This is a genomic window from Streptomyces sp. NPDC006643, from assembly GCF_042870175.1.
Lineage (GTDB): Bacteria > Actinomycetota > Actinomycetes > Streptomycetales > Streptomycetaceae > Streptomyces.
The window spans coordinates 143,028-165,306 of sequence record NZ_JBIAHA010000004.1 but is presented as its reverse complement, the minus strand read 5'-3'; the positions used below and the strand labels follow the sequence as shown (position 1 = coordinate 165,306).

The following is a 22,279-nucleotide window of genomic DNA, read 5'->3' as shown; positions in this document are numbered from 1 at the left end:
CTCACATCGACCAGTGCGTCGGCCGCCGGTCCCAGCGGTGGGCGCGCAACGCGTCGACGAGGTCCGCCGACAGCGGCGCCGAGCCGGACACCCGCAGGTTCGACCGCACATGCTCGGGACGCCGCATGCCGGGGATGACCACGGAGACGGCGGGGTGGTGCAGCACGAAACCCAGTGCCATCTCCGGCAGGGTCCGGCCGTCGGGGACGAGTTCGCGCAGCGCCTCGACGCGCTCGACGGTGGGCGGCAGGTTCTCCGGGCCGAAGTAGACGGCCCGCCAGTCCTCGGGCGGGAACGTGGTGTCGGCGCGCAGGGTCCCGGTCAACGAGCCCTCGTCGAAGGGGACTCGCGCGATGATCGCGATGTCCTCCTCGATGGCGCGCGGGAACAGCTCGTCCTCAGGAGCCTGGTCGAAGACGTTGTAGATGACCTGGATCGCGTCGACCAGGCCGGTGTCGAGCGCGGCGAAGCAGTTCGTCGGCTCCCAGCGGTTGACGCTGATGCCGAATCCGTCGATCAGACCCTGCTCCTTGAGCAGGGTGACGGCCCGCTGCCAGCCGGGTTCGGCGGCCCACCGGTCCTCCCAGACATGGAACTGGAGCAGGTCGATCTTGTCGACGCCGAGGTTGTCCAGACTGCGGCGCGTGTAGTCGAGGACATGCTCGACGGGGAAGACGTCCTCCAGGGTGTCCTGCGGGCGCGGGGGCCATTCGCGGTTGAGCGGGGGGACCTTGGTGGCCAGCCGGATCCCGGAGTCGGGACGGCGGTCGCGCAGTTCGCCGAGGAGGCTCTCGGACTTGCCCCGGCCGTAGACCCAGGCGGTGTCGAAGAACGTACAGCCCATGTCCACGGCGAGATCGAGGGCGTCCGGGGCGATGTCGTAGTTCCAGCCGGTGAATCCGCCCGGACCGCCGCCGATTCCCCACATGCCGTACCCGACGTCGGAGACCCGCCAGCCGAGCCGTCCCATGGTGCGCTGACGCATCGTCGTCTCCTGCTCATTACCGACCATGGGTCGTTCCTCGTCATGCACCGACTGGCTCCTTCGGGCGGGTGATCGATGTAGAGAAAAGTGCTGGATTGTCCTGGAGCAGGTTCTCCAGTACGTCGCGTATACGCGCCTCGTCGTCGGCGCGGCCCCCGGCGCGGTGCTCGATGATCGCGAGCAGCGCGGCCAGTTCGGCGTCGCCCGCCGCCGCCGCGGTGCGCAGCCGGGAGAGGAAACGCGCGCACGGGACCCGCTCGGCGCGCGCGCCGGCCAGCTCGTCGAAGCGCACGCTGCCCGCGCTGAAGAGATGCGAGGCGCGTCCCGGCATGGCCGGGTCCTGTACGGCGTCGACGATGGTGCGGGCGATCGTGTCGACGGGGCTGTAGTCCGACCGGATCGTCGCGCGGGGCACCGCGCCCAGCCGTTCGAACGCGGTGAGCAGCAGATGCGTCAGCGCGGTCGGGTTGGGTACGGCGGTCTCGACGGCGGGCATGACCTCACCCAGCCGCAGCACCGTCGCGGGCAGGTCGCCGGCTTCGCGTACGAGCCGCTCGGCCACCCACTTGGACAGGCTGTAGCCGCTCGACGGCGGTGTCACACCGGTGATGTCCACGTCCTCGGGGACCGGTTCGGCGCTGGTCAGCGCGTGGTCGTACAGGACGCCGAGCGTCGAGACGTAGTGCAGGGGGATGCCGCCGGCCTCCCGGGCGAGACGGATCATCTCCGCCGTGCCCAGCACGTTCGGCTCGCGGTGCATCCGGTAGTCGTAGAGGAGGTTGACCAGGGCGCCGGCGTGGACGATCAGGTCGCACTCCTCGGTGAGCGAGCGCCACCGGGGGGCCGTCAGCCCGAACCCGGGCCGGGCCAGATCCCCGGTGAGCGCGGTGATCCGTGCGGTGTACGCCGGGTCGTTCGTGACATGGCCGAGTCCCTGCGCGGACAGGGCTTCCAGGAGGCGGCGCCGGGCGTGGGAGTCGTCCCTGCCCCGGGTCAGGCAGAGCACCGTCAGGTCGGTGCGTTCGAGCAGCTCGTACAGCAGCCAGGTGCCGACGAAGCCCGTCGCGCCGGTGAGCAGTACGGTGCGTGGCGCCCGGGTCCGCCGGCGGTCGCGCCGCGTCGCCGCTGCCGCTGCCCCCGCTGAGTCTGCCGTGGTGGTGAGGGCTGCGAGGTCGGCGGCGACCAGTTCGGCCGTGGAAGGGACCTCCACCCGCCCGCGACGCGCGATCAGCTGACGCAGACCGGCCGCCGTCGGGCGGTCGACCATGTCCCGGACCCCGATGTCGACCCCGAACCGGTCGCTCAGCTCGACCACGGCCAGCACCGCCTGGAGCGAGTTGCCTCCCGCCGCGAAGAAGTCCTCGTCCTCGGTGAAGTCCGGGCGTCGCAGGGCGGATCGGAGGATGGCCAGCACAGGATCGGTGCCGGTGGCGGTGCCGGTGGCGGGGGCGGAGGGCGCGGAGTCCGGCCGCCGGGCCGGGACTGCGACCTGGATGGGGGCCTGGAGCTGGGCCTGGATCTGGACCGCCAGTCGGCGCCGGTCGATCTTCCCCGCCTCGGTCAGGGGCATCTCATCCAGGACCACCACGCGTCGCGGCACGCTGGTACGGGGCAGCCGGGCCCGCAGATGGGACAGCACGGCGCGGTTGTCCGCCGTGCCGGTGGTGACGAGCACCAGCTCACGGCTCTCGGCCGACCCGGTGACCAGCGCGACCGCCTGCCGGACTCCGTCGCAGGCCAGTGAGAGGGTCTCGATCTCGCCCGCCTCGACGCGCACCCCGCCCATCTTGATCTGATGGTCGATGCGTCCGCCGAAGTGGAAGCGCCCCTCGGCGTCCACGTACCCGAAGTCACCGGTGTGGTACATCCGGCCCGGCAGCCGGTCGGGCCAGGGGGAGTCGAAGAAGCGCTCGGCGGTGCGCCGGGGCTCGCCGTGGTAGCCGGCGCCGACGCAGGCGCCGCCGATGACGATCTCACCGGTCGCTCCGGGCGGCAGGGGCCGCCCGTCGGCATCGACGACGACGGCGGAACAGTTGTCGATCGGCCGTCCCAGCGGGATGTCGTCGCCGTCCTCGGCCGTCACCTCGTGGAAGATCATCCCGATGGCGGCCTCCGAGGGGCCGTACGCGTTGCTGACACGCAGACCGGGCAGCAACTCCCGTATCGCGTGCACGTCCTGAGGGCTGATCTGCTCGCCGCCGACCACGAGATGGCGCAGTGAGCGCAGCCGCTCGACCGTCGCCGGCTGTCGTTTCAGCAGGGTCAGCAGCGCGCTCAGCACCGCCGGGACGAAGTCGGTGACCGTCACGGCATGGGTGTCGATGAGGTCGATGGTGTGCTGGAGGTCGAGATGTTCGCCGCTGGTGGGTACCACGGTCGTACCGCCGTTGGTCAGCGGCCAGAAGAGCTGCCAGAAGGCCGAGTCGAACGTGTGCCGGGTGTTTTGCAGCACCACCTCGTGGCGGTCCGGTGGTGTGCCGAACCAGCGGTTCATGAACGCCAGCCGGTTCGTCAGCCCCCGGTGCAGATTCACCGCGCACAGGGGTGTTCCGGTCGTACCGGAGGTGTACACGCCGTAGATGACGTCGTCCGGCGCCGGGCCGGGGACGTCGGGCGGGCCGTCGTACGTGCGATGCCCGTCGGGCACGGTGAGTTCGACCGCGAGCGCCCGGTCGCGGTGCGCGGCGGGAACGGCGGCGGGGTCGGCGCACAGCACGGCGGGCGCGTCGAGAAGATCGAGGATCTGGGTGATCCGCCGGGTGGGCCAGCGGGGGTCGACCGGTACGTAACCGATCCCGGCGATCATCGCGGCGGCCCAGGAGACCGGCAGGGCGAGACCGTCCGCGACGAGGACGGGGAGCAAGGTGCCGGGTCCCGGCGCCACGGCACGGATCCGGGCCGCCAACGCGTGTGCGTGGTAAGTGAATTGACGGTATGTCAGCGATCCGTCGGCGGCGTGGACGGCCACGGCGTCCGGGGAGGACCGGGCGACGGCCAGGATCTGTTCCGGGACACCGCGCCAAGGCCCCTGGTCGACCGCTGTTCCGGCGAGCGGGCCGAGGACCTCTGACAACGTTGTCTCGGACAGTGCGGCTGCGCCGTCGAGAGGCAGGTCCGGATCGGACAGCACCGAGCCCAGCAGTTCGCCCTGCATTTCGGCGACCGCCGCCGCGGCCCGCTCCCACGCGTCCCCAGGAGGGCAGTGGAACTCGACGGACAGCTGGCCGGCGGAGTCGATCCGCATGTGGGCCGTGGGCCCGTCGGCGCCGTCGGACGCGTCGCGTGTATGGAGGGTGACCGTGGTCGGGCCGATGTCCGCGGGGGACAGGGCCAGTTCCCGGCCCAGTCGCCGGGCTGCTTCCTCCAGCGCCCGGACCGCCGCGTCCGCCAAGGGGACTTCGGGTCTGCGGAGGACGGGACGCCGGTGGCTCCCCCAACTGAGGTTCATGCCCTCAAGTAAGTGGGCTGAGTGATCTTTTAAACCACCGGAGACCGACATCCTTGCGAAGATCATCTTAACTGCGGTCGTGATCGGCCAACTGTGGACGTGAGTTGTCAATAATGGCCAGCCATGGACATTGGTGTTTCGGAAGACAGGGCGCGGGCGAGCGCTGCGAGAGCCGCCGCGAAATCCGGCGTACGGATGCGGGCGCTGGATACGACGACGAGCAGCCACGCCTGCGAGCGGTTCCTCTGCGAGGTGTGGCAGACCGGTCCCGACCACCCGCCGCTCGCCGGAGATGTCGTCAAGGCGATGGCGGACGCGGGGAGTTACGTGGTGGGCGCGTTCGAAGAGACCGAAGGCGCTGACGGCGGCGACGGCGGTGGTGGCGGCGCTGACGACGACGGCGGCGATGGCCGGCTTCTCGGCGTCTGTATCGCCCTGTGGGGCCCACCCTCCCGGCCGGCCCTGCACAGCCATGTCGCGGGCGTCCACGCCGCCGCTCGGGGACGCGATGTCGGGTTCGCGCTCAAACTGGACCAGCGGGCGCACGCCCTGGCGAGCGGCGTCGACCGGATCACCTGGACCTTCGACCCGCTCGTGGCCCGTAACGCCCACTTCAATCTCCGCAAACTCGGCGGTACGGCCGACACTTACCTCCCCGACTACTACGGGCCGCTGTCGGACGGGCTGAACGCCGACGACGAGTCGGACCGGCTGATGCTGCGCTGGGATCTGCTCGGCGACCGGGCCGTGGCCGCCTGCGACGAGGACGCCGGGAGCGGTCTCGCCCGGCCCGGCTCCGCCGCGTCGGCCCCGGGCACGCTGCTGGACATCGACGGTGACCGGCCGGTCATCCGGCGGACCGAGGACCGGACGGTCCTCGTCGCCGTACCGCCCGACATCGACCGGCTGCGCGCCGAACGGCCGTCCGTGGCCCGTGAGTGGCGGCCGGCCCTCCGCGATGTCCTGGGTGCCCTGCTGGCCGACGGCGCCCGGCTGGTCGACTTCGACCGGACGGCCTGCGGCTACGTCCTCACCCGGGGCGAGAGCCGATGAGGATCGAGCGGGTCGCGCTGCGACGTATCTCGCTGCCGCTGGTCAGCCCGTTCCGTACCTCCCTGGGCATCGAGTACGAGCGCTCGGCGCTGGTGGTGCAGGTGACCACGGCGGACACCGAGGGGTGGGGGGAGTGCGTCGCCGGGGCCGACGCCAGCTACTCCTCGGAGTACGTCGAGGGCGCCGAGGACGTCCTCCTGCGGCATCTGGTGCCCCCGCTGCTGGCCGCCGAGTCCCTGACCGCCGCCGCCGTGGCGCCCCTGCTCGCCGGGGTCAAGGGCCATCGAATGGCGAAGGCCGCGCTGGAGATGGCGGTCCTGGACGCGGAACTGCGTTCCTACGGCATGTCGTTCGCCACCGGACTGGGCGCCGTCGCCGACCGTGTGCCGAGCGGGGTGTCGGTCGGCATCATGGACTCGGTGCCGGAGCTGACCGACGCCGTGGCCGGCTATCTGGCGCGGGGATACCGGCGGATCAAGCTCAAGATCGAACCCGGCTGGGACCTCGCGCCGGTGCGCGCCGTCCGTGAGCGCTTCGGTGACGACCTTCTCCTCCAGGTCGACGCGAACGCCGCCTATACGCGCTCCGATGTCCGGCATCTCGCCCAACTCGACGCCTTCGGCCTCCTGTTGATCGAGCAGCCTCTCGACGAGGAGGACCTGCTCGGCCACGCGGCTCTGGCCCGGAGCCTGCGCACCCCGATCTGTCTCGACGAATCCGTGGTCTCCGCCCGCTCGGCCGCCGACGCGATCGCGCTCGGCGCGTGCCACATCGTCAACGTCAAACCCGGGCGCGTCGGCGGCTACCTCGAAGCCCGTCGGATCCACGACGTCTGCGCCGCGTCCGGCATTCCGGTGTGGTGCGGCGGAATGCTCGAAACGGGACTCGGCCGGGCCGGGAACGCGGCGCTGGCCGCGCTGCCCAACTTCACGATGCCCGGGGACATCTCCGCCTCGGACCGCTACTACACCACCGACATCACCGAGCCCTTCGTCCTGGTGGACGGGCATCTGGCGGTGCCGGCCGGGCCCGGCCTCGGTGTCGCGCCGGTCCCCTCGGCGCTGGCCGAGGTCACCACGGCCGTGCGCGAGATGCGCCGAGGGTGAGCGGCGAGACGCTGAAGACACGCCCTGCGACACGCCGTACGAACCTGCCGGTCAGCCGCTCCGCGGCGGGGAGGGCCCGCCCAGCGAGCAGACCTTGCCGGACCCGCCCTAGACCGTGAGCACGATCCTGCCGAACACCGCGCCGGCGTCCATCATCTCGTGTGCCGACGCGGCCTGTTCCAACGGCAGCCGGTCGTGCACCACCGTGCGCAGCTCGCCCCGGGCCGCCGCGGCGAACTGCGCGGTCCGTACGGCACGCAGATCGGCTTCGGCCACGGTCGCGGCGCTGAAGGTGGCGAACGTCAGCGACTTCTGGAACGCCGCCATCATCTTGGCGCCGAAGTCCGCCGGCGGCTGGCCGCCGACCGCGCCGACGGCCACCAGACGGCCGTTCGGGCTCAGCCGGTCGAAGAAGGACGGCATGTCGGCACCGGCCACGATGTCGATGATGACGTCGTAGCCCTCCGGCGCCGGCCCGTCCGATTCGCCGGAGCGGTCCAGTACATGGGTCGCGCCCAGCTCGCGCAGGCGCTCGCCCCGCGTGGCCGAGGACGTCGTGACCGCGACCGCGCCGGCGCCCTCGCGGGCGGCGAGCTGGACGGCCATGATCCCGATGCTGCCGGCGGCTCCGCGTACGAGCACCGACTCGCCCGGGGCGAAGTGGGCGTGGGCGAGCGCGAAGTGGGCGACGGCTCCCGAGCTGCCGAGCGTCACCGCGTCGGCGGCGGAGAGACCGGAGGGGAGGGGGACGATCTCCTCGACCGGCGCCGTCGCCTGTTCGACGTAGCCGCCGCCCGTGCCGGTGAAGGCCCAGACGCGCCGGCCGATCCACGACGTGTCGACGTCGCCACCGACGGCGGTGACCGTGCCCGCCACCTCGCTGCCGGGAATGTGCCCTTCCCGGAAGCCGTACTCCGCCAGCGCGCCGCTGCGGATCAGGGCGTCGGCGCCGCTGACGCCGGTCGCCTCCGTGGCGATCAGCACCTGACCGGCGGTGGGGGCCGGGGCGGGGAGGTCGATGACCGCCAGGCCCTCGGGACCTCCGAACGCCTTGATCGCTACTGCCTTCATGCCGTCTCCTCGCTCCGGCGCCGGTCGGCGCTGTCCTGCTTTCGGACGGTAAGCGAAGCCGCCCTCCGATCGGCCGAAGTGAGAGTGACGGCCGGCGGATTGCCTCAACTCCCGAGTCCTGAGAACGCCTGTCCCGCCACTCATCCCTGACCTTCACGACCACCTGGTGTGACCAGCTGGAATCGGACAGTCACCGATCGGCTGAGTCTGGGGTTCCGTTTGCCGCTGTTGTCCGGACACGATGGTGTTCGCGCGGTGTCGGCCGAAGACGCACCGGGCTCGGTAATGCGTAGTGTCCATACATGCGTGTATGTATAATTGGCGCTTCCGGAGAGATCATCACCGGATCAGGTCAGGCTGGGGGAGTCATTGAGCGTTCAGGAGCTCGATCGCACCGCGGTGCCGGAGCGCACATTTCTCGAACGGGTCGCGGAGTTCACCCTGCGCCGTCGGCGGGCCGTGCTCGCCGTCACCGGTCTGCTGGTCGTCGTCGCCGGATGGTTCGGGGTCGGCGTGGTGGAGCGGCTGTCGAACGGTGGGTACGCGGCGGCGACCGGCAATCTGCGCGTCGCCCAGAGCGAACTGCGCGAGCGCTTCGGCGTGGACCGCACCCATCTGATCCTGGTGCTGCGGGCAGGCACCGACATCGAATCCCCGCGCACGGCCGCCGCGGGCACCGCGTACACCGAACGGGTCGCCGACACGCCCGCCGTGGCCTCCGCCGACTCGTTCTGGACCACCGGCGACCCGCTGCTGCGCTCGGACGACGGCCGCTCCGCCGTGGTGATGGTGCGACTCGACGGGGACGACGACCAGGCGCAGCGTACGGCGAAGCGCATCGCCCCCCAACTGATCGGTGAGCAGGGCCCGTTCGAGGTCGGTGTCACCGGCGAGGCGCAGACCAACGGGGAGTTGCAGCAGCAGAGCGACCGGGATCTGGCGCGGGCCGAGCTGTTCGCGGCGCCCGTCATCCTGCTCATCCTGCTGCTGGTGTTCCGCACCGTCGTGGCCGCGCTGCTGCCCTTCCTGGTCGGCGTCATCGGGGTCGTGCTGACACTCGCGATCCTGCGCGCGGTCAGCGAGTTCACCGATGTGTCGATCTTCGCCCTGAATCTGACGACGGCGCTCGGTCTCGGCCTCGCGATCGACTACAGCCTGTTCATCCTGATGCGTTTCCGGGAGGAGACGGAGGGCGGGAAGTCGGCGCACGACGCGGCGGTCACCGCCGTGCGGACGGCCGGACGCACGGTGTTCTTCTCCGCCCTGACGGTCGCCCTGTGTCTGAGCGCGCTGCTGGTCTTCCCGCTGTACTTCCTGCGCTCGCTGGCGTACGCGGCCATTCCCGCCGTGCTCACGGTCGGGGTCGCCGCCGTGATCGTGCTGCCGGCCGCGCTGCTCGTCTTCGGCCGGTGGCTGGACGCCGGGAACATCACCCCGTTCCTGCACCGTCTGGGCCGTGCCGTCGGGCACAGCCGCAAGGAGCACGCCGAGCCCTGGTGGTCACGCGTGGCGGCCCGTATCGCCCGTCGGCCGGTGGCGGTGGCGCTGCCCGTCGTGGTGCTGCTGCTTCTGCTCGGACTGCCCTTCACCCAGGCGAAGTTCGGCCTCACCGACGAACGGGTGCTGCCCGCGGACGCGGAGTCGTACCGTACGGCCCGGGTCGTCGAGCGTGACTTCGACGCGCACGCGCTCAACCCCGTCCAGCTGATCGTGCGGGACGCGTCACGCGGCGAGCGGGACGCCTACGCCCAGCGGGTCTCGCGCATCGACGGTGTCGAGTACACGGTGGGCGCGACAGGGCGCTTCGAGCGGGGGAGGCAGGCCGGGCCTCCGGGCGCGCCACCGGAGGCGTTCACCAGCGGTGGGGTGAGCCGGATCCAGATCGTGCCCACCGACAGCGCCTTCTCGCCGCGCAGTGAACAGGTGGTCAAGGACGTCCGCGCGCTGTCCGGCCCCGGCGATGTCTTCGTCGCGGGCGACTCCGCGCTCTTCACCGACACCAAGACGGTCATCGCCGAGCGACTGCCTTACGCGCTCGGCATCATCCTCGTCCTCATGTTCCTGCTGCTGTTGCTGTTCACCGGCAGCCTGCTCGTCCCGTTGAAAGCCATCATCTTCAACACACTCAGTCTCACCGCATCGTTCGGCGCGATGGTCTACATCTTTCAGGACGGCCATCTCAAGTGGCTCGTGGGGGACTTCGTCACCACCGGATACCTCGATGTGACCGTGCCCGTACTGATGTTCTGCGCGGCGTTCGGGCTGTCCATGGACTACGAGATCTTTCTGATGTCGCGGATCCGTGAGCAGTACGCCGTGCACGGTGACAACACCAGGGCGGTGATCGAGGGCGTCGGCAGAACCGGCTCGCTCATCACCGCGGCGGCCGTCCTCATCGGAGGGGTGCTGCTCGCGCTCGCCAGCTCCGACATCTCGGTTCTGAAACTGCTGGGCCTCGGCATGTTCCTCGCCGTGCTCATGGACGCCGTGCTGATCCGCGGCGTGCTCGTACCGGCTTTCATGCTCGTCATGGGCCGGGCGAACTGGTGGGCACCGCGCTGGCTCAGCCGGCTCCACGCGCGCATCGGGATCAAGGGGGACGGGTGAAAGGGAAAGTGAACGGCAGTACGTAATCGACCACATGCGAGTCAAATCGGGGGCCATGCTGTGATGCACACCTTTCCCACCGAATGTACGAGCACGCACGACGACGGTGACACGGGTGAGTGTCGCGTCATCCTCGTCGGCAGTTGGCCCGCCCTCCGAAGAGAACAGACCGTCCCGGACGGAGCGGCGGAGATCACTCGCTGTGTCGAACGGGACGAGCTGGGATCGATCGTGTACGCCACGGGCGCCGGCTGGATCCTCGCGGGACAGGATCTCGACGACGGGGACGTCCAGCGCACGATCGCCAAGGCCAGGGCCGTCCGGGAGGGCATCAGGCTGGCCATCCTCGGCCAGAGCCGGGACTGGCGCCGCTGCGAGCGGTGGATGCGGCGCGGCTGCCGGGTGTATCTGGAGGACACGATCAATCTGCGCCGGGGGGTCGCCGCCATCCGCGCGTCGCAGACACTCGAAGTGAACGTGATGGACCGCATCTTCTTCGAGGTCCTGCGCGAGCGGGCCACCGGACCCGCCCCCAATCTCACCCGGCGTGAACGCGATGTGCTCGAACTGCTCCGGCGCGGGATGCGCAACCGTGAGATCGCCGGCGCGCTCTTCGTCACGGAGAACACGGTCGAATATCACATGCGGCATCTGCTGTCGAAGTTCAGTGCCCGCAACCGACTTGAGGTCGTCGAGCGTGCGACCGCGCTCGGGCTCGCGTAGGCAATTGCACTCCTACGGCAATCCGTGATGTATGCGAACGGTCGCCTTCATAAGCTGGAGACGCAAGTTCGGGCAAGTCCGAGAGGAGCATGGGAAATGGCAGACATCACGTTCGACATTGTCGACGAGCAGATCTCCAGCCTGGAGTCGATCGGCGTCGAGGAAGGCTGCACGACCTCGTCGTCGAGCAGTTCTCTCGACATCTCCGACGTCGACTTCGAGTAAATCCGACGCGGAACTCTCAAGGCGTGCGCCCGCGGTCTGCCCATCGGCCGCGGGCGCACCGCCGTATCCGCGTCCCCGTGAATCAGTGAACTGTGGAACCGTGAATCTGTGAATCCGTGAACCGTGAATCCGCGCGAGGCCGGGACGGAGCGAACACATGTCAGCACGCACAGGCGGCGCGCAGCAGGAACTCCAAGGCGACTACCACCGGCGGCTGTTCCACGCGCTGCACGACTGGGAACGGTCCTGGGCCGGCGCGCTCGACGTGGCGGGCGACCACTCGCGGGCCCGCGCCCTGGGCCTCGACCAGCTCGGCCACTTCGGCACCCAGGGCTGCCGGCTGGTGGCCGACGCGATCGCCGAGGCCGGACCGAAGGGCGCCCCGCTGGTCCTCGCCGAGCTGGGCTGCGGATTCGGTGGCGCGCTCCGCGATGTCGTCGACCGGCTGAGCAGGCGCGATCTCACCGTAAGGACCGCCGTCGGGCTGGACTTCGTCGCCGACCACGTCCGGCTGTTCGCGACCATCGAGGCGCAGACCGCGACCGAGGGGGGCGTGGGGCCCGGCGCACGGGCCGTGCACCCCGTCCAGGCCGACGTACGGGCCCTGCCGCTGCGTACGGCCTCGCTGGACGTCGTGATGTGCACCGGCTCGCTCTCCCACTTCGCCCAGACCGACGCGGTGTTCGCCGAGACGGCCCGGGTGCTGCGCCCGGGCGGCCTGCTGGTCATGACGGAGGAGGCCGGCCTGCTCGGCCCCGGCGGTGAGCCCTCCGGGACCTTCCGCCGGCTGCACCCGCCGGACATCTTCTTCCTGATCGGTGTCGAGGCGCGCGTGGCGCAGTTGCGCGCCGCCGGGTTCACCGACGTGGTGGTGCGTGAACTCACCGACTGGGCACGCGCGTTGCTGCACGACCGGCTGAAGGTCATGCGGCTTTTCTTCGGCGACCTCGCGGCGATCTACGGCCGGGACGAGGCGCGGACCCTTCTCGACACGCTCACCGCGGCGCGCGACGAGTACCGGCGGGGCTCCATTGTGCCCGCCCTTGTCACCGCACGGCTTCCGGTTTGATTCGCCCGGGTTTCTCCCCGAAATCAGACTACGGAATTCCGGGTGGAGACCCGGGGCTCCGGCTCTCTAGGATCGAAATGTCGGAAGCCATCACGGGGGACGGACCATGACACGTATACGTGAGCCCTTTCTGTTCACGACAGGTCCGGTCGAGGCCGGGGAATTCGCCGACGTACTGCGGATTCCGTCCGCGTCCGTTCCCTTGTTCTTTGTGGCACGCGCCCTTCCCACGGCCGTACGGTCCGCGCTGGCCGACTTCCTTCCCGTACCCGACCCGGCGCATCTGCGGCACGCCGCGCAGGAGACGACGCTGCACCGATGGCCCGGCGCGCGCGAGGAACTCACCGTCACACCGAGCCTTGAGGCCGAGGGCGACTACGGCTTCCGACGCGCCGTCACTCTGCGCACCCGGATACGGGGCGCGGCCGGGGACGACGTGGCCGATCTGCTGACCACACTCACCGTGGGCCCCGCACGGGGCGACGGCCGGCTGCCCCGGCGCCCGGTGACGACGGGCGGCAGCGGACCCGTGCTCCTCACCTGGCGCGAGCGGGTGCCCGACGACCTGCCACGCCGTTACGCCGAGGCGAGCGGCGACCGCAATCCGGTCCACCTCAGCGACGCCGCCGCGCACCGGGCCGGGCTCCCCGGCGTCATCGTGCACGGCATGGCCACGCTCCTGCTGGCCGTCGCCGGACTGACGGCCAGGATGTTCGACGGGGACGGCGCGGCCGTCACGGCGGTCCGTACCCGTTTCGTACGGCCGGTGCGCCCCGGGGACGAACTCACCCTCGGCGTGCACGCCACCGGGGCGCCCGGCTCGTACGCGCTGCACGCGAGCGTCGCCGGGCAGCCCGTGCTGAAGGACACCCTGGTCACCCGCGCCGCCGCGGAGGTGCGGTGACATGGCCGTATGGGTGTTCCCCGGGCAGGGCTCCCAGCGCCCGGACATGACAGCGGGCCTGGACGCAGCCCCCGCCCTGCTGCGCGAGGCCCTCGACCTGATCGGCGCCGGTCACCGGCCCGATGACGCCGGTCACCTTGAAGACCCCGAGGACCCCGAGTTCGTCCAGCCCGCCCTCTTCGTCGTCGGCGTCGCGGCGGCCACCGCCCTGCTGCGCCACGAGCCGCCCCCGGCGGCGGTCATCGGCCACAGCTTCGGCGAGTTCGCCGCCCTCACGGCGGCCGGCGCGCTGCCGTTCGAGACCGGACTGCGACTGGCCGTGCTGCGCGCCCGCGCCATGGCCCGGCTCGCCGACGCGCGTACCGGGATGGCCGCCGTACTCGGCCTGACTCCGGACCAGGTCCGCGCCGTCTGCGCGGACATCACCGCGGCCACCGGGGACGGCGACTTCGTACAGGTCTCCAACATCAACAGCCCCTCGCAGGCGGTCGTCGCGGGCACCACGGCCGCGCTCGCCGCCGCCGCCGACCTCTGCCGCGAACGCGGCGCCTTCCGTGTCCGGCCGATACGCGTGCCCTACGCGGCCCACACCCCGCTGATGGCCCCCGCCGCCGCCGAACTGCGGGCCGCGCTCGGGAACGCCGACATCCGGGTCCCCGCAGCGAAGCTGTACTCCTGCCTCACCGGAGAGGCCACCGCCGACCCGGACCGCATCAGGGAACTCCTCGTGCGGGGCATGACCCGGCCGGTGGACTTCCACGCCGCCGTGCGGGCCGCCGCGCACGACGGCCACCGGACCTTCGTCGAACTGGGCCCCGGATCCCCCGCCCGACTGCTCGGGCTCATCGCCGAGACCCTCGCCGCCCAAGTGCCGCCCCCACGACTGCGTCTGGTCTCCAGCGACGCCGAGGCGAAGACGCCCCAGCCCTTCGGGGCCGGCCGGAGCAGGCCGCGCCCGAACCCGACCCGTCAGGCGGTGGACGATGCCCGATGACCTCCCGGCGAACAGCTGGGCAGCCGCGATACCCGACGACTCGACGATCCGCCGCGGCCCCCGGGTCGCCCTCGTGACCGGGGCGGGGGGAGCCATCGGATCCGCCGTGGCCAGGGCGCTGGCGGCGCAAGGCACCCGGGTCGCCGTCGGTTTCCGGAGCGACGAGGCGGCGGGACGCGCGCTGGCCGCCGAACTGCCGGACGCGCTGGCCGTACGCGTCGACGTCGCCGACCCGGAGTCGGTACGCGCCTGCTTCCGCGAGGTGACCGAGACCGCCGGGCTCGTCACCGTGCTGGTCGGCGCCGCGGGCACGCTCCGCGACCGGCCCGTGGTGCGGATGCGCGACGAGGACTGGGACGACGTCCTGCGGACCAATCTGACCGGCATGTTCCACTGCGTCCGCGCGGCGCTGCCCTCGATGATCGCGCAGCGCTTCGGACGGATCGTCGGCATCGGCTCGGTCAGCGGCGCGCTCGGCCTGCCGGGGCAGGCCAACTACGCGGCGGCCAAGGCCGGACTCCTCGGCCTCGTCCGTTCGGTGGCCCGCGAGAACGGGCGGTACGGCATCACCGCCAACGTGGTGGCCCCCGGACTGGTGGAGTCCTCGCTCACGGCCGGACTCGGCGCCCCCGCCCGTGAACGCTTCCTCGGTCTGTCGGCGACCGGTCGATACGTGACCCCCGAGGACGTGGCCGGAGCGGTCCGGTTCTGCGTCGACTCACCCGCCGTCACCGGACAGCTGATCAATGTGGACGGCGGGCTCTACTGAGCGGCCACTCGGCCCAGCGGCCACTGCGGCCGAAGGGCCACAACGGAGGGAAGAACCATGAGCACCAGCACCACCCGGGAAAAGGTCGAGAACGAACTGCGCGGACTGCTCACCGAACGCTTCGAGGTGCCCGCCGAACTCATCACACCGCAGGCCCATGTCTTCGGCGACCTCGGACTCGACTCCGTGGACCTGATGAGCGCCGTCGCCATCATGGAGGAACGCCACCAACTCTCCGTCGCCGACAAGGACTTGGAGAATCTGCTGGTCATCGAGGGCATCATCGACCACTTCACCGCACTGCTGGAGCGGACATGACGCCCCGCCGGGTCGCGATCACCGGCATCGGGCCCGTGACCCCGATCGGCACCGGGGTGAAGTCCTTCGAGGATTCCCTGTGGGAGGGCCGCTCCGGCATCGGCCCGCTGACCAGATTCACTCTCGACGGCTTCCCCGTGACGGCCGCCGGAGAGGTGAACGGCTTCCGCGCCGAGGACTATCTCGACCGCCGCAAGCTGAGCCGCCTCGAACGGTTCGCGCACTTCGGTGTCGCCGCCGCCCGGCTGGCGATGCGGGACGCCGGACCCGTCGAGAGCGGGGTCGACCCCCTGCGCGTGGGAGTGGTGATCGCCACCGCCTACGCCGGTATGGAACGTATCGCCGCCGAGGGCCTGGTCCTGCACGAGCGGGGCTGGCGCGCCACGGCGCCCACCACCAGCATGGCCATGATGCCGACCGTCGCCGCCGCGATGGTGTCCATGGAGTTCGGGTTCATGGGCGCCGTCGAATGCCCCACCACCGGCTGCGCCGCGTCCGGCCACGCGCTCTCCCGGGGCGCCGACCTGATCCGCGAGGGCAGCGCCGACTTCGTTCTCGCGGGCGGCTGCGACGCCCCGCTCAACGCGTCGGCGCTCGCCATCTTCGCCACCGCCCGCGTCCTGTCGACCCGCGACGGCGACCCCTCCCGGGCCTGCCGGCCCTTCGACGCCGGACGGGACGGCATCGTGATGAGCGAGGGGGCGACCGTACTGGTCCTGGAGGAGCTGGGGCGCGCCCGCGCACGCGGGGCCCGGATCTACGCCGAACTCGCCGGACACGGCCACACCGCCGACGCCTACAACCTGTCGAGGCCCCGGCCCGACGGCCGGGGCGCCCTGGCCGCCATGACCCTGGCCCTCGCCAGGGCGGGACGTCCCGCCGGCGATGTGGGATACGTCAACGCGCACGCCGCCGGTACCAGGGCGGGCGACGCCGCCGAAGTGGGCGCCCTGCGGCAGCTGTTCGGCGACCGCCTGCCGCCGGTGTCCTCCACCAAGTCGGCGCACGGCCATCTGATGGGCGCCACCGCCGCCACCGAGGCGGCGGCGACGGCGCTCGCGCTGCACCGGGGTGTGCTGCCGCCGACGCTCCACCGCGAGACGACCGACCCGGACCTCGACATCGACATCGTGGCCGACCACGCCCGGGAGGCTCCGGTGGACCTCGCGCTGAGCAACTCCTTCGCCCTGGGAGGTGTCAATTGCTCGCTCGCCCTGGCGAAGGTATGACCCCGGACCCCGAACGCGCCGCGGATTCCCGCCCGTTCGCCGGCCGGACGGCCCTGGTCACCGGCGGCGGCAAGGGCATCGGCGGCGGCATCGCCCGCCGGCTGGCCGCCCTGGGCGCCGATGTGGCCGTGACGTACCTGCGCGACCGGGACACGGCCGAGCGCACGGTCGGGGAACTGACCGCGCTCGGCGTACGCTCCTGCGCCCGCAGGGCCTTCTTCGGCGACCCCCGGGACGATGTGCCGGCCAAGGTGATGGAGTGGGTGACCGGCGAACTCGGCCCGCCGACACTGCTGGTGTCCAACGCCGGTACGGGGGTGCCCCTCTCACTGGTGGACACCCGTCGCAGCCACTGGGACTGGGCCGTGGAGACCCACGCCCGCTCGATGCTGCGGCTGGTGCAGGCCGGGCCCGAGCTGCGGTCGGTGCTCGCCGTCTCCAGCATCGGCGCCTCCCGGGTGCTGCCGCACGCCTACGGGCTGCTCGCCGCGTCGAAGGCGGCGCAGGAGTCCCTCGTCCGCTATCTGGCCGTAGAACTGGCGCCGCGCTGCCGGGTCAACGCGGTCACCCCGGGGCTCGTCGACACCGCCGCCGCCCGCGGTTTCAGCCGGCACCAGGAGCTCTTCGACCAGGCCCTGCCCAGAACGCCCGCGGGGCGGCTGACGAATCCGGCGGACGTGGGCGCGCTGGCCGCGTTCCTGCTCTCCGACGAGGCCGAAATGATCACCGGCCAGACGATCGTGATCGACGGCGGCTACTCGATCCTGATGTGAGGACGTGTCCCATGGCCCATCCCCTTCTCGTGACCGGAGCCGGCGGTGTCGTCGGACAGAGCCTCGTCGAGTGTTTCGGCCCCGGCCGCGTCGTCGGGCTCGTACGCCCGGCGGGGAACCGGCCGGACGGCGCCGCCGAGTTGATCCCCGGCGATGTGACACGCACCCGCCTGGGCCTCGACGCCCCGGCGTACGCCGCGCTGGCGGGCCGGATCGGGGGCGTCCTGCACAGCGCGGCCATCACCTCCTTCGCCCGCGCGGCGGCAGACATCCACGACGTCAACGCCACCGGCACCGCGCACGCGCTGCGGCTCGCCGAGGACGCGGGCGTCCCCTTCCACCTGATCAGCACCATCTATGTGCGGCGCCGCGACGGCAGCCACGAAGACGGGCGCGCACGCCCCTACCGCGAGTCGAAGCGGGCTGCCGAGGACACCGTCAGGGCCGCCCGCGTGCCGTGGAGCATCCTGCGGATGTCGCTGGTGATCGGCGACAGCAGGACCGGCTCCACCCCCCGCTTCCAAGGGGTGTACGCCGCGATGAAGTCCCTGATCACCGGCGGCGCCCCGGTCGTGCCCGTGGCCCCCGGCAGTTACGTCGACTTCCTGCCCCGCGACCATGTCGCCCGGAGCGTACGGGTCCTCGTCGACTCCGGTGCGCTCGGCGAGCACTGGATCACCGCGGGCGAACGCGCCCTGACCATCGAGGAATTCGTCGAGCGCTGCCTCGGCTACGCGCGACGGCAGGGACGCACCGTGCCCCGGCCCCGGCTGGTGGACTCCGAGATGGTCCACCGGCTGATCATCCCCGCGTTCGGCGACAGCATCGGCGCCGACCTGCGCAAGCGCCTTGAGCTGTTCACCGACATCCTCGGACCACTGGCGACCGACCGCACACTGCCGCGACTGCCGGACGGGCTGCCCGGCCTCGGCGCCCCGCCGGACCTCGGGGCCTGTCTGGACACCTCGCTGGAGTACTTCGGGACCCGGGCCAGGCTCACGGCGGCCGGGACCCGCGCATGAGCGCCGACGCCGGGCGGCGGATGGCCCGCGGCGATGTCATCGGTCTCTACCGCGACCATGTGAACTCCGGCCTCGCCCGGCTGGCCGAACTGACCGGCGCCCCCGTCGTCGTACGCGTGGAGGGCGACCACCTCTACACCGCCGACGGTGAACAGCTCCTCAACTGCGGCGGGTTCAGCGTCTTCCTGCTGGGCCACGGCTACCCGCCGGTCGTCGACGCCGTGTGCCGCCAGCTCCGTACGATGTCGCTCACCGGCCCGATGATCTTCCACGAGGAGCTGGCGCTCGCCGCCCGGACACTCGCGGACGCCTGCCCCGACGGCCTCGACTACGTCTACCTCACCAACTCCGGTGCCGAGGCCGTCGAGACGGCGCTCAAGCTCGCCCGGATGAACGGCCGGCGCCATGTCGTGTCGACCGACGGCGGCTTCCACGGCAAGACCATGGGCGCGCTGAGCGTCACCGGCCGCGAGGTCTTCCGGACCCCCTGCGAACCACTGCCGGGACCCGTGGACTTCGTCCCGTACGGAGACTCCGACGCCCTCGCCGCCAAGCTCACCGCCACCTCGTGCGTGATCGTCGAGCCCGTCCAGGGGGAGGGCGGCGTACGGATTCCGCCGCCCGGCTATCTGCGGCGGGTGTCGGACGCGTGCCGAAGTGCGGGCGCGCTGCTGATCGTCGACGAGATTCAGACCGGCCTCGGCCGCACCGGACCGCTGTGGGCCGTCGAGGAGGACGGTGTCACCCCCGACATGCTGCTCAGCGGCAAGGCGCTCGGCGGGGGAGTGGTGCCGGTCGGCGCGGTCGTCGCCACCCCCGAGGTCTTCGCCCCGCTCAACCAGGACCCCGTCCTGCACACCTCGACATACGGCGGCAGCCCACTGGCGGCCGTCGCCGTACGGCACACGGTCGAGGCCGTGATCCGCGAGGAAGTGCCGCGCCGTACAAGGGAGTTGGGGATCAGACTCCGTCAACTGCTCGAAGAGCGCCTCAAGGGCTGCCGTCATCTCGTGCGCGAGGTCAGGGGGCGCGGGGCCCTCTTCGGTGTCGAGTTCCACCAGCCCTCCCTCGCGGGCGAGTTCGTGCTCGAACTCCAGGAGCGCTCCGTGGTCGTCTGCCCCACCGCCAACGCCCTGGCGACCGTCCGCCTCACCCCCTCGGCGTTCTTCGCCGAGCCGGAACTCGAATGGCTCGGGCGGGCGGTCGAGGAATCCGCCGACGCTCTCGGCACGCGATATCCGCCGTCCCGGATCTGACCGTTCAGTCCGTGCCCCAGCTCAGCCCCGGCCCAATGCGGGCTCAGTCCCAGCTCAGGAGGAACACATGCGATACGTCAGGGTGTCGGCCAGGGCGCCGGGCCGGACCGCGGCCGAGATCTATCCGGTCATCAGCGATTTCGCCCGCTATCCCGAACTCACCGACGCCGTCCGCAGCGTGGACGTCGAGGATCTCGGCGAAGGACGCACCGGATGCTCGTGGGAAGTGACATTCCGCCGGGGCATCCTGAAATGGACGGAGGAGGACCACTACGACCCGGAGAACCACCGGGTGGATTTCTCTCTGGTCACCGGCGACCTGGACCATCTCGTGGGTCATTGGTGGATGCGCGACGAGGGGCCAGACTGCCGAATCGAATTCTCCTGCGATTTCGACATGGGAATTCCCACGCTCGCCGACGTCATCGAACCCATCGCTGCCCAGACCCTCAGCGAATACATCACCGTCATCCTGCGCGCCCTCGTGGGAGAGATCGTGACCGAGGACGACGAGCCGCAGGAGCCGTCGGCCGCCGGCGCGCGGCGGAGTCCGGCGTGAGCCGGGCGGGGGACCGGGCCGCCGAAACCCTGACGGCGGCGTTCCTGGCTGAGGACCGCGCGCTGCTCGAACACCATCTGCCGGGCCTCGACGGGCAACTCGCCGCCGTGGACCTCGGCAAGCTCGAACGCCCCGGCTCCCCGGCCGTTGACCTCTTCCGAGGATCGGGCGCGCCCGCGCTGTTCGTCCCCGAGGAGTACTCCGGCCGCGGCGTCGGTCTGCGCGACGGGGTACGGATACAGCGCGCGATCGGCAGCCGCGCGCCCTCCCTGGCGGTCGCCTCCACGATGCACCACTTCTCCGTCGCGAGCCTGACCGGCTGGGACAGCCAGGAAGCCGGCATGGAATGGCTGCTCGCCGAGGCCGTCGCCCGGCACTCGATGCTCGTGGCCTCCGGCGCCGCCGAGGCCCGGCCCGGCTCCGGCATCCTCAACCCCGCCATGTCGGCCCGGCCGGTCGCGGGCGGTGTCCTGGTCAGCGGCTCCAAGAAGCCGTGCAGTCTGAGCCGATCCATGGACCTGCTGTTCGCCACGCTGCGCGTCGAGGCCCCCGACGGGGAGCGGTGCGCGGTCGCCGTGATCCCGGCCGGCTCGCCCGGTCTGACCTGCCGGCCGTTCTGGCGCAGTGACATCCTCGCCGGCGCCCAGAGCGACGAACTGGTCCTGGACGACGTGTTCGTACCGCAGCGGCTGGTCTCCGACGTGGGGCCGGTCGGTACGACGACCGACGCGCTGCGCCGCTCCATGGTCTGGTTCGAGCTGCTGATCGCGGCCTCGTACGTCGGTATGGCGGCGGCCCTCGTGGAGCGGGCCGTCCGCGCGCCGCGTACCGACACCCGGCGGCTGGCCGACCTGGCGGTCGGGCTGGAGGCGGCGACGTACGCCCTGGAGGGGGTGGCCGCGCGGTCCGACGCCGAGGTGGAGCCCGCGACACTGCTCGGCCCGGCGCTGACGGTCCGGTTCGCCGCGCAGGACGCCGTCCTGGACGTCGCGGCGACGGCCGCCGACGCGCTGGGCGGGGGAGCGTTCATCACCTCGCCCGACGTCGCGTATCTCTGTGCGGCCGTACGCTGCCTGGCCTTCCACCCGCCGTCGCGAACGGCGGCGACCGACGCGCTGGTGGCCCATTTGCGCGGTGACTCGGTCTCCATGGATCCGGTGGAGCGGCCGGGTCACGGAAAACCGTAGTTCCGTACTACGGAAAGACGTATCGGATCAGGGACGGCCCGGCGCTAGATTCAAAGACGTGAATAATTCTGAGCCAGCGGAAATGGTTGCCGTCGGTGCCACCGATGTCGAATTGCGACCCCTGGGGGAAGGGCGCGTCGAACTCCTCGTCGGTGCCGTCAAGTTCGTCCTCAGGATGACGGACGAGCAGAAGGCGGCGCTGAGTGAAATCGTCACCGGTATTCTGCCGAAGCTCTCCCGTACCGTTCCCGCCCGGGAGCAGACAACGGCCGCCGAGATCGAGTTGCTGGCGCCGTATGTGAAACAGCTGGCGTCGATGGGGGTGTTGCTCTTTCCGCGTCACACCATCGGGACGGCGGCGGATCTGCGGCTGTACTCGTTCATCGCGCGGCGGACCGACGAGCCCGACAAGGTCTTCGGTTCGGTGAAGGCCAAGTCCGTGACGCTGACCGGCCCCGACCGGCTCACCACGGTGTTCGCGAACCTGCTGAGGGACCAGGGGCTGACGGTCGACGCCGCCGATGCCCGTACGGGCACGGCGGACGCGGCGCTCACCGTCGCGGTGTCCCTGGGCGACGAGACCGAGCTGGACGACACCAACCGCCGGCTCTGCGGCGAGGGCCGCTCGTGGCTGCCCGTCCTCGTCACCCCCGACCAACTGCGCCTCGGGCCCTGGACGATGCCTGGCGAGTCCGCCTGCCCGCGCTGCTACGGACCGCCCCGCCCCGTGCCCGACGACCTGCCCGCGACCGGCAGTTGGCTCACGCTGCAACCGGGCTTCGTCGGCTGGGCGGGCGGGGTGCTCGCCCATATGGCGATGCGCGGCTTCGTCCCGATGGGCGCCGAGCACCCCTGGGGCCGGATCACGACGATCGACGCGGCGCGCTGCGAGCAGACATCGCTGCGCGCCTGGCGGGACCCGTACTGCGCGGTGTGCGCGCCGTACGCCCCCGCACGCCAGGAATGGGCGGAGGTCTGAGC

Annotated in this window: 20 protein-coding genes; 17 read left to right on the top strand and 3 right to left on the bottom strand. The window is 71.3% G+C overall.

Annotated elements, in window-relative coordinates:
• Position 1: 1 nt before the first annotated feature.
• Both ACFYNU_RS07535 and ACFYNU_RS07530 read right to left on the bottom strand, forming a co-directional pair.
• Positions 2–1,012, bottom strand: a complete 1,011-nt coding sequence (locus ACFYNU_RS07535) for an aldo/keto reductase (protein ID WP_356585047.1) — start codon at positions 1,010–1,012, stop codon at positions 2–4.
• Between the two features lie 13 nt (positions 1,013–1,025).
• Positions 1,026–4,433 carry an amino acid adenylation domain-containing protein gene (locus ACFYNU_RS07530; RefSeq protein ID WP_356585046.1) on the bottom strand — a complete coding sequence of 1,136 codons (3,408 nt, stop codon included), beginning with the start codon at positions 4,431–4,433 and terminating at the stop codon, positions 1,026–1,028.
• A 123-nt stretch (positions 4,434–4,556) separates the two neighbouring features.
• Here ACFYNU_RS07530 and ACFYNU_RS07525 point away from each other — a divergent pair, with 123 nt between their 5' ends.
• Together ACFYNU_RS07525 and menC are read left to right on the top strand one after the other, a co-directional pair.
• The gene (locus tag ACFYNU_RS07525; protein ID WP_356585045.1) at positions 4,557–5,486 is read left to right on the top strand and encodes a hypothetical protein; all 930 of its coding nucleotides are present in this window, start codon (positions 4,557–4,559) and stop codon (positions 5,484–5,486) included.
• Positions 5,483–6,592, top strand: coding sequence for an o-succinylbenzoate synthase (menC, locus tag ACFYNU_RS07520; protein WP_356585044.1), 1,110 nt, complete (start codon positions 5,483–5,485; stop codon positions 6,590–6,592). Before ACFYNU_RS07525 ends, menC begins: the two co-directional genes overlap by 4 nt.
• Positions 6,593–6,700: 108 nt before the next feature.
• Here the strand turns inward: menC and ACFYNU_RS07515 are convergent, their stop codons facing one another.
• Complete coding sequence (locus ACFYNU_RS07515; RefSeq protein ID WP_356585043.1) at positions 6,701–7,663, bottom strand: zinc-dependent alcohol dehydrogenase family protein; 963 nt, start codon at positions 7,661–7,663, stop codon at positions 6,701–6,703.
• Between the two features lie 369 nt (positions 7,664–8,032).
• Here ACFYNU_RS07515 and ACFYNU_RS07510 point away from each other — a divergent pair, with 369 nt between their 5' ends.
• From ACFYNU_RS07510 to ACFYNU_RS07440, 15 genes are all read left to right on the top strand, one after another.
• Complete coding sequence (locus ACFYNU_RS07510; protein ID WP_356585042.1) at positions 8,033–10,270, top strand: MMPL family transporter; 2,238 nt, start codon at positions 8,033–8,035, stop codon at positions 10,268–10,270.
• A 63-nt stretch (positions 10,271–10,333) separates the two neighbouring features.
• Positions 10,334–10,993 (top strand): helix-turn-helix transcriptional regulator, encoded by a 660-nt coding sequence (locus ACFYNU_RS07505; RefSeq protein ID WP_356585041.1) that lies wholly within the window; start codon positions 10,334–10,336, stop codon positions 10,991–10,993.
• 96 nt (positions 10,994–11,089) lie between these two features.
• Positions 11,090–11,218 carry a hypothetical protein gene (locus ACFYNU_RS07500; protein WP_023543551.1) on the top strand — a complete coding sequence of 43 codons (129 nt, stop codon included), beginning with the start codon at positions 11,090–11,092 and terminating at the stop codon, positions 11,216–11,218.
• Between the two features lie 157 nt (positions 11,219–11,375).
• Positions 11,376–12,287, top strand: a complete 912-nt coding sequence (locus tag ACFYNU_RS07495) for a class I SAM-dependent methyltransferase (protein ID WP_356585040.1) — start codon at positions 11,376–11,378, stop codon at positions 12,285–12,287.
• Between the two features lie 106 nt (positions 12,288–12,393).
• Entirely contained in the window at positions 12,394–13,191 is a 798-nt protein-coding gene (locus ACFYNU_RS07490) for a MaoC family dehydratase (RefSeq protein ID WP_356585039.1), read from the top strand.
• 1 nt (position 13,192) lies between these two features.
• Positions 13,193–14,185: an ACP S-malonyltransferase gene (locus ACFYNU_RS07485; RefSeq protein ID WP_356585038.1), complete on the top strand. Its 993-nt coding sequence runs from the start codon at positions 13,193–13,195 to the stop codon at positions 14,183–14,185.
• Complete coding sequence (locus ACFYNU_RS07480) at positions 14,175–14,954, top strand: SDR family oxidoreductase (protein WP_356585037.1); 780 nt, start codon at positions 14,175–14,177, stop codon at positions 14,952–14,954. Before ACFYNU_RS07485 ends, ACFYNU_RS07480 begins: the two co-directional genes overlap by 11 nt.
• A 57-nt stretch (positions 14,955–15,011) precedes the next feature.
• On the top strand, positions 15,012–15,272 hold the full coding sequence (locus ACFYNU_RS07475) for a phosphopantetheine-binding protein (protein WP_356585036.1): 261 nt from the start codon (positions 15,012–15,014) through the stop codon (positions 15,270–15,272).
• Positions 15,269–16,501, top strand: a complete 1,233-nt coding sequence (locus ACFYNU_RS07470; protein WP_356585035.1) for a beta-ketoacyl-[acyl-carrier-protein] synthase family protein — start codon at positions 15,269–15,271, stop codon at positions 16,499–16,501. The genes ACFYNU_RS07475 and ACFYNU_RS07470 overlap by 4 nt, the downstream gene beginning before the upstream one ends.
• Positions 16,498–17,274: an SDR family oxidoreductase gene (locus tag ACFYNU_RS07465; RefSeq protein WP_356585034.1), complete on the top strand. Its 777-nt coding sequence runs from the start codon at positions 16,498–16,500 to the stop codon at positions 17,272–17,274. Before ACFYNU_RS07470 ends, ACFYNU_RS07465 begins: the two co-directional genes overlap by 4 nt.
• Before the next feature lie 11 nt (positions 17,275–17,285).
• A complete protein-coding gene (locus ACFYNU_RS07460; RefSeq protein ID WP_356585033.1) occupies positions 17,286–18,296 on the top strand; it encodes an SDR family oxidoreductase in 1,011 nt (336 codons plus the stop codon).
• Positions 18,293–19,552, top strand: coding sequence for an aminotransferase class III-fold pyridoxal phosphate-dependent enzyme (locus tag ACFYNU_RS07455; protein ID WP_356585032.1), 1,260 nt, complete (start codon positions 18,293–18,295; stop codon positions 19,550–19,552). Before ACFYNU_RS07460 ends, ACFYNU_RS07455 begins: the two co-directional genes overlap by 4 nt.
• Before the next feature lie 82 nt (positions 19,553–19,634).
• The gene (locus ACFYNU_RS07450; RefSeq protein ID WP_356585031.1) at positions 19,635–20,111 is read left to right on the top strand and encodes an SRPBCC family protein; all 477 of its coding nucleotides are present in this window, start codon (positions 19,635–19,637) and stop codon (positions 20,109–20,111) included.
• Positions 20,108–21,298, top strand: a complete 1,191-nt coding sequence (locus ACFYNU_RS07445) for an acyl-CoA dehydrogenase family protein (RefSeq protein WP_356585030.1) — start codon at positions 20,108–20,110, stop codon at positions 21,296–21,298. The genes ACFYNU_RS07450 and ACFYNU_RS07445 overlap by 4 nt, the downstream gene beginning before the upstream one ends.
• An 82-nt stretch (positions 21,299–21,380) precedes the next feature.
• Positions 21,381–22,277 carry a hypothetical protein gene (locus tag ACFYNU_RS07440; protein WP_356585029.1) on the top strand — a complete coding sequence of 299 codons (897 nt, stop codon included), beginning with the start codon at positions 21,381–21,383 and terminating at the stop codon, positions 22,275–22,277.
• The last annotated feature ends 2 nt before the right edge of the window (positions 22,278–22,279 follow it).